This window comes from Sodalis sp. RH15 (genome assembly GCF_047324255.1).
GTDB classification, from domain to species: Bacteria; Pseudomonadota; Gammaproteobacteria; order Enterobacterales; family Enterobacteriaceae; genus Acerihabitans; species Acerihabitans ligni.
This window is the reverse complement of the sequence record NZ_CP178738.1, coordinates 2757679-2770074: the sequence shown is the minus strand read 5'-3', so window position 1 is coordinate 2770074 and position 12396 is coordinate 2757679. Positions and strand designations below refer to the sequence as shown.

The 12396-nt window shown below is 59.2% G+C and carries 10 protein-coding genes; 5 read left to right on the top strand and 5 right to left on the bottom strand.

Annotation, left to right across the window (positions count from 1 at the left end):
- The 4 genes from ACL2XO_RS12790 to ACL2XO_RS12775 all read left to right on the top strand — a co-directional run bounded on the left by ACL2XO_RS12790 (position 1) and on the right by ACL2XO_RS12775 (position 4078).
- Positions 1–912, top strand: coding sequence for a carbamate kinase (locus ACL2XO_RS12790; RefSeq protein WP_243701562.1), 912 nt, complete (start codon positions 1–3; stop codon positions 910–912).
- Between the two features lie 51 nt (positions 913–963).
- The gene (gene argF / locus ACL2XO_RS12785) at positions 964–1986 is read left to right on the top strand and encodes an ornithine carbamoyltransferase (protein ID WP_132921978.1); all 1023 of its coding nucleotides are present in this window, start codon (positions 964–966) and stop codon (positions 1984–1986) included.
- Positions 1979–3463 (top strand): basic amino acid/polyamine antiporter, encoded by a 1485-nt coding sequence (locus ACL2XO_RS12780; RefSeq protein WP_413742873.1) that lies wholly within the window; start codon positions 1979–1981, stop codon positions 3461–3463. Before argF ends, ACL2XO_RS12780 begins: the two co-directional genes overlap by 8 nt.
- A gap of 120 nt (positions 3464–3583) precedes the next feature.
- Positions 3584–4078: an arginine repressor gene (locus ACL2XO_RS12775; protein ID WP_413742872.1), complete on the top strand. Its 495-nt coding sequence runs from the start codon at positions 3584–3586 to the stop codon at positions 4076–4078.
- Positions 4079–4225: 147 nt separating this feature from the next.
- Here the strand turns inward: ACL2XO_RS12775 and ACL2XO_RS12770 are convergent, their stop codons facing one another.
- Together ACL2XO_RS12770 and maeB are read right to left on the bottom strand one after the other, a co-directional pair.
- Positions 4226–5677 (bottom strand): amidohydrolase family protein, encoded by a 1452-nt coding sequence (locus ACL2XO_RS12770; protein WP_413742871.1) that lies wholly within the window; start codon positions 5675–5677, stop codon positions 4226–4228.
- Positions 5678–6280: 603 nt separating this feature from the next.
- Positions 6281–8560: an NADP-dependent oxaloacetate-decarboxylating malate dehydrogenase gene (maeB, locus tag ACL2XO_RS12765; protein WP_132921980.1), complete on the bottom strand. Its 2280-nt coding sequence runs from the start codon at positions 8558–8560 to the stop codon at positions 6281–6283.
- 235 nt (positions 8561–8795) lie between these two features.
- On the opposite strand from maeB, the gene ACL2XO_RS12760 reads away from it, so the two are divergent.
- Positions 8796–9605, top strand: a complete 810-nt coding sequence (locus tag ACL2XO_RS12760) for a substrate-binding domain-containing protein (protein WP_132921981.1) — start codon at positions 8796–8798, stop codon at positions 9603–9605.
- Here the strand turns inward: ACL2XO_RS12760 and ACL2XO_RS12755 are convergent.
- The 3 genes from ACL2XO_RS12755 to ACL2XO_RS12745 are packed head-to-tail and all read right to left on the bottom strand — an operon-like array spanning position 9544 to position 12384.
- On the bottom strand, positions 9544–10305 hold the full coding sequence (locus tag ACL2XO_RS12755; protein WP_413742870.1) for an ABC transporter ATP-binding protein: 762 nt from the start codon (positions 10303–10305) through the stop codon (positions 9544–9546). The two genes, ACL2XO_RS12760 and ACL2XO_RS12755, sit on opposite strands and share 62 nt — an antisense overlap.
- A complete protein-coding gene (locus ACL2XO_RS12750; protein ID WP_132921983.1) occupies positions 10302–11309 on the bottom strand; it encodes a FecCD family ABC transporter permease in 1008 nt (335 codons plus the stop codon). Before ACL2XO_RS12750 ends, ACL2XO_RS12755 begins: the two co-directional genes overlap by 4 nt.
- Positions 11296–12384 (bottom strand): ABC transporter substrate-binding protein, encoded by a 1089-nt coding sequence (locus ACL2XO_RS12745; RefSeq protein ID WP_413724191.1) that lies wholly within the window; start codon positions 12382–12384, stop codon positions 11296–11298. The genes ACL2XO_RS12750 and ACL2XO_RS12745 overlap by 14 nt, the downstream gene beginning before the upstream one ends.
- Between the last annotated feature and the right edge of the window lie 12 nt (positions 12385–12396).

Genomic DNA, 12396 nt, shown 5'->3' with positions numbered 1-12396 from the left:
ATGACTAAACCGACCCTGGTGGTGGCGCTGGGGGGCAATGCCTTGTTGAGACGCGGCGAGCCGCTGGAAGCACAAACTCAGCGACGCAACGTGGCCGCCGCCGCCGAAACCCTCGCCGCCCTGACCGGGGAGTGGCAGGTGATCCTGGTTCACGGCAACGGCCCCCAGGTGGGACTACTGGCGCTGCAAAACAGCGCCTTTACCGAGGTGACACCCTACCCCTTGGACATACTGGGCGCCGAGTCCCAGGGCATGATCGGCTACATGCTGCTGCAAGCGCTGAAAAACGCCCTGCCGGATATGCCCATCAGCGCCCTGCTGACCCAAGTGGAGGTAGACCCGCAAGATGCCGCCTTCCTCAATCCCAGCAAGTTCATCGGCCCGGTTTATACCGCTTCGCAGGCCGGCGCGCTGCAGGCCGCGCGCGGCTGGACCATGAAAGCGGACGGCAATGCCCTGCGCCGCGTGGTGCCCTCGCCCCGGCCGGTACAGATTATCGAGCGCGAGGCGATTCACGCCCTGACGGCCAAGGGGCATCTGGTGATATGCAACGGCGGCGGCGGCATTCCGGTGGTACGCAGCGCTGAAGGCATGCGGGGCATCGAAGCGGTGATTGATAAAGATCTGTCGGCGGCGCTGCTAGCGCGCCAGATCAACGCCGACGCGCTGCTGATCCTCACCGACGCCGACGCCGTTTACCGCGACTGGGGCACGCCACGCCAGACCGCGCTGCGCCACAGCACGCCCCTGGAGCTGTCGGCCATGCATTTTGCCGCGGGCTCCATGGGGCCGAAGATCCAGGCGGTTTGCGAGTTTGTCACCGCTACCGGCGGCACGGCCGGCATCGGCGCCATGGAACAGGGCGTCGCCATTATGCGCGGCGAAACCGGCACGCTGATTACCTTGCATTAATCCCCACCGGCGGCCGCTGCGCCGCCTGATATTTATTTAAGGAAGAAAAATATGTGCGTCAATTTATATCATCGGCATTTTCTCAAACTGCTGGACTACAGCCCGGAGGAGATCCGGTATCTGCTCGCCCTGGCGGCGAACCTTAAAAAAGCCAAATACGCCGGCGACGAACCACGGCATCTCCAGGGCAAAAACATTGCGCTGATTTTCGAAAAAACCTCCACCCGTACCCGCTGCGCCTTTGAAGTGGCGGCCTTCGATCAGGGCGCGCAGGTCACCTATCTCGGGCCCACCGGTTCGCAAATCGGCATCAAGGAATCGATGAAAGACACCGCACGGGTCCTGGGAAAGATGTATGACGCCATAGAATACCGCGGCTACGGACAGCAGATTGTGGAAGAGCTGGCGCGCTACGCCGGCGTACCGGTGTGGAACGGGCTGACGGATGAGTTCCATCCGACGCAAATCCTGGCGGACCTGATGACCATGCAGGAGCACGCCGGCGGCAAGGCGCTGAACCAGATCAAATTCGCCTATTTGGGCGATGCCCGCAACAACATGGGCAATTCCCTGATGGTGGGCGCGGCGAAGATGGGCATGGATATCCGCCTGGTATCGCCCAAAAGCTTCCAGCCGCGGGAAGCGCTGGTGGCGCAGTGCCGCGCCGTCGCCAAGGATACCGGTGCGGCCATCACGCTGACCGAACATATCGACGAGGGCGTGGCCGGGGTGGATTTTCTCTATACCGACGTTTGGGTTTCCATGGGCGAACCCAAAAACACCTGGGCCGAACGGGTGGCGTTGATGACGCCTTATCAGGTGAATATGGCGGTTGTCGCCGCTACCGGCAATCCGCAGGTGAAATTTATGCACTGCCTGCCGGCCTTCCATGACGAGCAGACGGTTATCGGCCGCGAAATTGAGCAGACCTACGGGCTCAAAGGGCTGGAAGTTTCCGATGAAGTGTTTGAATCCCGCCATTCCATTGTGTTCGATGAGGCGGAAAATCGCATGCACACCATCAAGGCGGTGATGGTGGCCACCTTGGGCGTCCCGGGAGGTTTATATGTCTGAACATACTTCTGATAACAAACACGGCCTGAGCGCATCTGAAAATATATCTGAGAAAAAGCTCGGCCTGAGCGCGCTGGTGGCGCTGGTTATCGGCTCCATGATCGGCGGCGGGGTATTCAGCCTGCCGCAGAATATGGCCTACTCCGCCTCCACCGGCGCCCTGCTTATCGGCTGGGGCGTTACGGCGGTGGGCATGATTTGCCTGGCGCTTATTTTTCAATTACTGAACCGCCGCCGGCCCGATCTGGAGGGCGGTATATACAGCTACGCCCGCGCCGGTTTCGGCGATTTCATCGGATTTCAGGCCGCGTGGGGATACTGGTTTTCCGCCTGGCTCGGCAATGTCTCCTATGCGGTATTGATGTTCAGCGCGCTAAGCTTCTTTTTCCCGGTGTTCGGGCTGGGCAATAACTGGCAATCCATCCTGGGCGCCTCGGCTATGTTGTGGCTGGTGCATACCCTGGTGCTGAAAGGCGTACAGGAAGCCGCGCTGATCAATACTATCCTGACGGTGGTGAAAGTCCTGGTGCTGATGGTCTTTATCTGCGCAGCGGTAGTGGCCTTCCGCCTCGATGTGTTCAGCAGCGATTTCTGGGGTCGGCTTATCCAGGTGGACAATCAGCACCCGGCGCTGTTCGAACAGGTGAAAAGCACCATGCTGGTGACCACCTGGGTATTTATCGGCATCGAAGGGGCCACCGTGGTGTCCACCCGCGCGGCGCGGCGTAACGATATCGGCAAGGCAACGGTATTGGGGCTATTGGGTTGCCTGGCCATTTATCTGCTGGTGAGCCTGCTGTCGATGGGGGTGCTGGAACAGGCCGCGCTGGGACAACTGAAAAATCCGTCCATGGCCGGCGTGCTGGAGCATATTGTCGGCGCCTGGGGGGCGAAGTTTGTCGCCGCGGGGGTCATTTTGTCGGTGGCTGGCGCCCTGCTGGCCTGGACGCTGTTTGCCGCTGAACTGCCCTACGTCGCCGCCAAAGACGGTATGTTCCCGCGGTTCTTCGGCAAAACCGGCGTCCATAACTCGCCGGAAACGGCATTGTGGGTCACCAACGCACTGATCCAGCTGTTTTTGCTGCTGACCCTGTTTTACAGCGCCGGCTATCAGGCCCTGTTTTCCATCGCCACCGCCGCCATCCTGCCGCCTTATGTATTCAGCGCCGCTTATGGACTGAAGCTGGCCTGGCGGGGAGAGCGCTACCAGGACGGGGAACCCCGCGGCGGCGATATCATCCTGGCCTTGATCGGTACGCTTTACGGCATCTGGCTGTGTTATGCCGCCGGTGGCCAAATGATGCTTTCCTCGCTGCTGTTCGTACCGGGCATCGCGGTGTATGCCTGGCATAAAAGCAGCCTTGGCGCGCCGCTGCTGTTTAAACCGTTTGAAATCGTCATTGCGGTGCTGCTGGTGCTGTTGGCGATCCTCACCCTGGTCATGATTGCCCAGGGGCAAATCCAGCTGGTTTCCTGACGCGCCGAACCGTGACGTAAATGTTAAGCCGGTAGGCAAATCGGTTCGCTGATTTGCTTACCCAGCAGATTGATTAAACAATGGATTTCTCATTCAACCTCCAGTGCAGGCTGGCTATCCATGATAAAAAAATCCACCGATTCAGCTGCGAAAGAACAGCGAAAACTTGACCTCTGCCATCAATTGATCAGCAGTAATAACTACGCGTCCCAAGATGAAATCCGCCGTGAGATGATCCGGGCCGGCTACACCCGTATCGGGCAATCCAGCGTATCGCGTTTACTGAAAAGCCTGGGGGTAACCAAGGTACGCAACGCCAAGGGCATCAAGGTGTATACCCTCGACCAGCGCCACCAGGCCAGGCCGGCCATCGAGAACCCTTTGTCTTCCATGGTGCTGGGCGTGGAGCATAACACCCATTTCGTGTTGATTTTGACCATTGCCGGTTATGCCCGCGCCATCGCCAAGGTGCTGGATTTGCAGAATCTGCCGGGGATCCTGGGCATCGTGGCCGCCAATTCATCGGTGTGGGTCAGCCCCCGGCGGGATTATTCGGTGCTGCATCTCTATAAGCATATTTCCCGCCTGCTGGGGCATGGGGATTTCCGCGAATAAATATGCCCGCCATACTTCAAGTTGCCGGTGCGTTGGTAATACTCGGCTCATCCATGAGCCTCGCCCCTTCGGGGCCGCTGCCAGCGGCGTTCAAATCTGCTTCCGGCAGATTTGTCGCTGCGACGCCGGCGGGTGAACCCTGCATTGTTATTTCGGCAACGTATCTTTATAGATATGGCCGTTCTTCATAATGACGACAAAGTTTTTGCCGGGGTCTTCGATAAGCTTGATATTATCCAGAGGATTGCCGTCCACCAGCAGCAGGTCCGCCAGCGAGCCTTGCTCTACCGTGCCGAGCCGGCCGGGATAGGGGTTGATATTTCCCGATAATGCCATGAGTTCGCCGTTGTCGCCGGTGGCCATCTTCAATACCCCCGCCGGGGTATACCAGCGTACCAATTTAGCCAGTATCGCCCCTTGGCGGCCGGCCACCCGCGGGTCGAACAGCGAATCGGTGCCGAAAGCCGTCTTGATATGGTATTTGATGGCCAGCATATAGGCGTTGTCAGTGCCGGCAAAGACCTGCTGGGCCTTTTGCCGGGACAGGGCGGTTGGCAGCGGTGAGGCGTCCTCGTCATCGAGCAGCGGCTGGGTGCTCAGCCAGATGCCTTTATCCGCCAGCATTTTGGCGGTGGCGTCGTCCATCAACTGACCGTGCTCGATGCATTTGGCGCCGGCTTCCACCGCCTGGCGAATGGCCGCCGGCGTATAGGCGTGTACCGTCACATAGGTGCCCCAGCCGTTGGCGGCTTCCACCGCCGCGCGGATTTCCGGCACGGAGAATTGTACCGATTCAAGGGGATTATACTGCGAGGCCACGCCCCCGCCGCCCATCAGCTTGATCTGGCTGGCGCCCTGCCGCAGTTGCTCCCTGGCCCGCAGGCGCACTTCGTCCGCGCTGTCGGCAATGGCGGCGATGCCTTCACGCTCTGAAAAACTCAGCGGGCCGCCCGGCTGGCGCGGCAATTCAAACGCGAACCGAAAGTCGCCATGGCCGGACGTTTGTGAAATAAAGGCTCCGGACGGGTAGATGCGCGGGCCGTCAATCATCCCTTCATCAATGGCGCGCTTGAGGCCGAATACCGGGCCGCCGAGATCGCGCACCGTGGTAAACCCGCGCATCAAGGTATCGCTCGCCTCCCGCGCCGCCCGCAGCTGCAGGTAGTCCGGACTGGCGGTCATCAGCATCATCTGCGGCGTCGCCGCCATGAACGCATGCCAGTGCGCATCGATAAGGCCCGGCATCAGCACGCGTCCGTCGCCGGCAATAATCCGGGCATTGTCGGCGCCGTCCGCGTCAATGGGGTCGGTGGAGATGCGCGTGATGACGCCATCCTTCACCAGCACGTATGAAGGGTCGGAAAGGTCGGCATTCTTACCGTCAAAGATGCGGACATTCTGAAATAAGGTCACCTCGTGATTGACCGGCGGCGGCGTGGCTTCCCCGGGCATGATGAAATCGCCTTCATCCGCCAAGGCGATATATGAAAAGAAACAGAGTATCCCCAGCAGGATTAACCAAGGGCCTTTTATTCTATTGCCGCAATATGCCGAAACGGCGGACAACCCGCTAGAGTGGCTATTTCTATTTAAGCTCATGGTTGATCCTTAAGGATATCTATATCGGGACGGTGGGCCGGCTGGGAAATAAATACGCTATTGTCTGAGGAATTATGTCACATTGTTTTATATGCGGCTTTAGCCATATTCCATATTTGCGATCTGGTACGCAATATATGAAAGAGCAAGATGCCGTCACGTCTCAACGTTAATAAACTTTTAAAAACAATGCGTAAGAATATATTATAATATAAGCAACGCTGCGCTTTTATTCTCAAACCAATACCATAATAGTTTAGTCATTTTTAATAATTTAATTTCAATATATAGTAATATGGCTTGGCTATTCGGCCTGGATTCGATAATCAAGGACCATGCTATTGCGACCCATTTATTTATATTAGCGTATGTCTATGTTTTGGAAATAACGATGCCAGTCATAGCAGGGTTTAAAGCGGCGCTAAAACCGGCGTCGGCGGTGGGGTCATTGGGATTGTCATTAAAGTGCGCTGCAGTGATGGCTTATCACTACAGCATTTGAGATAGGACAAACTCATCGGAGCGCCTTTACCCGCGAGCCCCGCGCGGGCACCGGACGGTCCGGGCAGGTAACGCGCCCGAACCGCCGGTGGCGACGCCGGTTTACAGCAGCTCGGTCTGGGCTTCCACCACCGCCAGCGCCACCATATTCACGATGCGCCGCACCGAAGCCACCGGCGTAAGGATATGCACCGGTTTTGCCACGCCCATCAGGACCGGCCCCACCGTCACGCCTTCCGAGGAGGAGACGCGCAGCAGATTGTAGCTGATGCGCGCGGCTTCCATATTCGGCATGATGAGGAGATTCGCCGAGCCTTTCAGCGGACTGTCGGGCATCAGCTCATGGCGAATGCTTTCCACCAGCGCCGCGTCGCCGTGCATTTCCCCGTCTATTTCCAGCTCCGGCGCTCTTTCCCGCACCAGCTCAAGGGTTTTACGCATCTTGCATGCCGCGGGGGCATTGGAGCTGCCGAAGCTGGAATGGGATAACAGCGCGACCTTGGGTTCAATACCGAAACGCCTCACCGTTTCCGCCGCCATCAGGGTGATTTCCGCCAGTTGCTCCGGCGTCGGATCGTCATTCACATAGGTATCGGTGAGGAAGGTATTGCCGCTGGGCAGCAGCAAGGCGTTCATCGCCGCGGCGACGTGGACGCCCTCGCGGAAGCCGAACACCGATTCCACCACGTTGTAATGTTCATGATAGCTGCCGACGGTACCGCAAATCATGGCATCCGCTTCGCCGCGTTTCACCATGATGGCGGCGATAAGGGACGGGTTGCCGATTAACGCGCGCTGCGCCTGTTCAGGAGAAACGCCCCGCCGTTTCATGATCTGGTAATATTCGCCCCAGTACTCTTTGAAGCGAGGATCGGACTCGTTATTGACCACGGTGAAATCTTTACCGGCGGTAATATGCAGCCCCAGTTTTTTCAGCCGCATCTCGATAACGCTCGGACGGCCGATAAGAATAGGTGTGGCCAGTCCCAGGGTGACCAGTTCCTGCGTGGCATGCAGGACGCGTTCGTCTTCGCCCTCGGCCATCACGACCCGTTTCGGCTGTTTGCGCGCCTGGGAGAAGATAGGCCGCATAAACAGGTTGGTTTTGTAGACAAACTCCGTGAGTTTCTCCACATAGGCATCGAAATCTTCAATGGGCCGGGTGGCTACGCCGGAATCCATCGCCGCCCTCGCTACCGCCGGGGCGATTTTTATAATCAGCCGGGGATCGAAGGGCGTAGGAATAAGGTATTCCGGGCCGAAGGTCAAATCCTGATCGGCATAGGCCGAGGCCACCACGTCGCTTTGTTCGGCCATCGCCAGGTCGGCAATGGCGTGCACGCAGGCGAGCTTCATCTCTTCGTTAATGGTGGTGGCGCCCACATCCAGCGCGCCGCGGAAGATAAACGGGAAGCACAGGACGTTATTGACCTGGTTGGGATAGTCGGAGCGGCCGGTACAGATAATGGCATCAGGCCGCACCGCTTTGGCCAGCGGCGGCAATATTTCCGGTTCCGGATTGGCCAGAGCCAGGATCAGGGGTTTGGTGCCCATGGTTTTCACCATGTCCTGGGTCAACACGCCGGGACCGGAACAGCCGAGGAAAATATCGGCGCCGTGAATGGCGTCCGCCAGGGTGCGCATGCCGTTGTCTTCGATGGCATAGGCGGCTTTGGTTTCCGCCATGTCCGTTTCCCGGCCCTTATAGATCACGCCGCGGGAATCGCAGACGATGATATTGTGCAGCTTCAGGCCCAGCGCCACCAGCAGGTTGAGACAGGCAATGGAGGCGGCGCCGGCGCCGGAAACCACCAGGCGCACGTCGCTGATGGATTTTTCCACCACCCGTAAACCGTTCATCACCGCGGCGGTACAGATAATGGCCGTACCGTGCTGATCGTCGTGGAATACCGGGATTTTCATGCGTTCACGAAGTTTCTTCTCAATGTAAAAACATTCGGGCGCTTTGATATCTTCAAGGTTGATACCGCCGAAGGTGGGCTCCAGCGCGGCAATGATATCGATGAGTTTATCGGGTTCTGATTCATCCACCTCGATATCGAACACATCAATGCCGGAAAATTTTTTAAACAAGACGCCTTTGCCTTCCATCACCGGTTTGCCGGCCAGCGCGCCGATGTTGCCCAGTCCCAGCACCGCGGTGCCGTTGGAAATCACCGCTACTAGGTTGCCCCGGGCGGTGTATTTATAGGAGGCAAGGGGATCGGCGGCGATTTCAAGGCAAGGGGCGGCAACGCCCGGTGAATAGGCCAGCGCCAGATCGCGTTGGGTAGCCAACGGTTTAGTCGGGGTAATCCGTATTTTCCCTGGTTGTGGGAATTGATGAAAATCTAAAGCACTCTGTTTGAGTTGTTCATCCATTGTAGGATTCCTTGTGGCTTATCAGAACTTGTACAGGAATGTAACGATGTTGCGCCCGAACAGTATAAACTGTGCGTAAAGTCAAACTTTGAAGCAAGGCATAGTCTGAATAAGAATGTGTCCGGCTATAAGAAATTACCCGTTTCCAATAGCGGATCGTCACCGGAAGCCTTTCTTGCATGCGCGGATTTGATACTATTTTGTTAACCCTCGAGGAACGTTACCGGAGCGCGTCTTGACCTGTTTAACCGTTTTGGCCGCCGGCAGTCTGCGCACGGCGCTAACGCCTTTACTGGCGGAATATACCCGTTTAACCGGGCAGCGGGTACAGGCGGAATACGGCCCCGCCGGCCTGCTGCGCCAGCGCATCGAGGCGGGAGCGCCCTGCGATCTCTTCGCTTCCGCCAATACCGCCCATCCGCAGCGGCTGCTGGCGGCGGGCCGGATATTGCGGGTGCAGCCCTTTATCGCCAATCGGCTGTGTCTGACGGTGCGCAATACGCCGGCGACACTGGGGGCGGACTGGCTGGCGCTGCTGGGCAATCCCATTCTGATTATCGGCATGTCCACCCCCGGCTGCGATCCGTCGGGAGATTATGCCTGGCAACTGTTCGATAATATCGCCCCGCTGCTGCCGCCCTGCGCCGGGGTGCTTAAAGCGCGGGCCAGGCAACTGGTGGGCGGCGCCGATTCTCCCCCGCTGCCGGCCGGCGCCATTGCCGCCGGCTGGCTGATTCATCAAGGCAAAGCGGATATCTTTATCGGTTACGCCCACTACGCCCGGCTGCTTGGGCAAGATCCGTTGCTGCGGGTGGTGGAGATCCCGGCGCAATTCAACGTGCGGGCGCTTTACTCCCTGGGGGTGGGTACCGCCGCCGCCGAACCGCTGGCGGCATATATCCTTTCTCCGGCGGGACAAAAGCAGCTGCTGGCGGCGGGTTTTATGCCTGTTATCCCAGAGTTGAATCCCGAGGTTAACGCCGCTACCGCTTGGGCACATCAAACAACGGCGCCAGAAGGGAATAATCCCGGCCCTGGTGGGTGACGTTGATCTGTTTTACCGTCACGCCGTAGGCTTGCTGCAGATTCTCCTCGCCGAGCACCTCGCCGGTGGCGCCGAACAGCCATTGCCTTTGCGGCAGCAGCAGCAGGGTGTTATCCGCCGCCAGGGCGGCATGGGACGGGTCATGGGTGGTGAACAGAACGCTTATTCCCTGCTCCCTGGCGAGGCGGCGAATCAGTTGCAGCACCGCCTGCTGATTGAAAAGATCCAGGGCCGAAGCGGGTTCATCCAGCACCAGCAGGCGGCCTTGGGTCGCCAGCGCCCGGGCCATCAGCACCAGTTGCCGCTGGCCGCCGGAAAGGGAGTGAAACGGCCGATCGGCCAGGGGAGCGATATGGAGGGCTTCCAGCGCCTCACGGACGATGCTATCGTCCCGCCGGTCCGGCATTCTCAACAACCCCACCTGGGCCGCCCGCCCCATCAGCACGATATCAAATACCCGGTAGGCGAAGGCCGAGGTGAACTCCTGCGGCACAAAGCCGATGCCGCCGGTGCAATGCACCGTTCCGCTCAGGGCCGGCAGCGTGCCGATAAGGGTCTGTAGCAAAGAAGTTTTCCCCCGGCCGTTCGCCCCCAGCACCGCGCAAACCTCACCGGCGGCGCAGGCGAAATCAAGCGGATCACACAGCGCCTCGCCGTGGCCGTACAGCAGTTGCCGGGTAGCAAGGGTAATCTCCGTCATTGATGCCTCCGGCGATTATCCCGTACCAGCAGGCAGGCAAACAGCGGCGCGCCGATAAGGGCGGTGATGATGCCCAGGGGGATTTCAGCCTGGCTCAGGGTTCGCGCCGCATCGTCCACCAGGATCATAAAGCCGGCCCCCAGCCAGAAAGCGGTAGGCAACAAACGGCGATGATCCGCCCCCGCCAGCAGGCGGGCCAGATGGGGAATAACCAGGCCGATCCAGCCGATGCTGCCGCTCACCGATACCTGCGCCGCCACCAGCACCGCGCACAGCAATAGCACCCCGCGGCGGAGATTGGCAACAGACATGCCCAAAGAAGCGGCGTCCCTGTCCCCCAGGGACAGAATATTCACCCGCCAGCGCAGGCGATGCAGCAGTAAACCCGCCGGCAGCACCGGTACCGCCAGCATCAGCACCTTATGCCAATCGGCGGTGGCGAAGCTCCCCAGCAGCCAGAACACGATGCTGGGCAGTTTTTCTTCCGTGTCGGCCAGGTATTGCAGCAGACTGACCAATGCCGAAAAAAAACCGCTCAGGATAATCCCCGCCAGAATCAGCATCAGCAGATTATCCCGCCCCAGGGTGGCGGCAATCACATATACCGATCCCAGCGCCAATAAACCGAATACAAACGCCGACCCCAGCAACGCCAGCGGCGTCAGTCCGAACAGGATGGCCAGCGTCCCGCCGAACGCGGCGCCGGCGCTGACGCCGATAATATGCGGATCCACCAGCGGATTATGGAAAATGCCCTGCAGGGCGGCCCCGCAGAGCGCCAGCGCCCCGCCCGCCAGGCAGGCGGTCAGGATACGCGGCATGCGCACCATCCAGATGATCTGGCCGGCCACCTGATGGTGATGAAACGGCGACGCCAGTTCACTTAGAACCTGCAGCGGAGAAAGCGCGTATTGCCCCATGCCCAGCGAGAGAAAGGCGATGACGAGCGTGAGGGCCGCCAGTACCGGTTGTACCCCCGCGCCATGGCCGTTAGCGGGCGGCATCGTCCACCTGGCGCGGCGACCAGCGGATGCGGTAAAAGCGCTGATAATAGTCGTCGGCCCGGCGGTTCATATCCACATCGGCGAACCGTTGCGGATAGAGCTGCTTGGCCATCCACAGCTCACCGATGGCCAACGCTTCCGGCATGGGATAGCCCCAGGCCTTGGCATATTCCGGCATCAGGAATACCCGGTGCTGTTTCACGGCGTCTACAGACTGCCAGGCCGGATCGCGGTTGATTTGCCGTACCACTTCCGGATAGCGATCCTGCACAAAAATCACCTGGGGGTTCCAGGCCAATACCTGTTCCATGGAAACCTGTTTGAAACCCTTTACCGTAGCCGCCGCCACGTTCAGCGCGCCGGCATGCTGCATCATCAGACCGGTGTATTTTCCCGAGCCATAGGTGGTGAGATCCGGATTCGCCATATACACCCGCACCCGCTTATCGGCGGGCACATCCTTGAGCCGGCCGGCTACTTCCTCGCGGGCGCGGAAGGCATAATCAATCATCGCCTCCCCCTGCGGCTGCCGGTTAACCACCGCAGCCACCAGACGGATGCCCTCTTTCAGGCCCTCGTTATAGGCCTGCTCTTCGTCCGCCATGGCGGGATTCAGCTTGTCCTGTTCGCCGGGACGATCCTTGCGCAGCGAGACGGCCACCACCGGGATGCCGGCGGATTCAATCTGCTTGATCATTTCCGGCGGCGCATAGTTGGCGACGAAGACCACCTGCGGATGTTCCGCCAGCAGACTTTCGATATTCACCTGCGTCAAATCCCCCGGCATAGGCAAAGAGGCCAGCCTTGGAGCAAAACGCACGAAGTCCGGGCCCAGCTGTTTTTTCCAGCTGGACAATATTCCCACCACATCATCGGCGGCGTGCAACTGCACCAGCAGATTCAGGGTTTGATGCTGTAGCACCACCACTCGCGTCACCCGATCGGGCAGGGTCACCTGGCGTCCGAGCTGATCGGTAAGGACACGATCCGCCACGGCGCTGAAACTGGCGGCAAGAAACGAAAAACACAACAGGATGTGCAGACAGAATGGTCGGGCGAAACGGGGCGTGTTCATAAGATGGGGGTG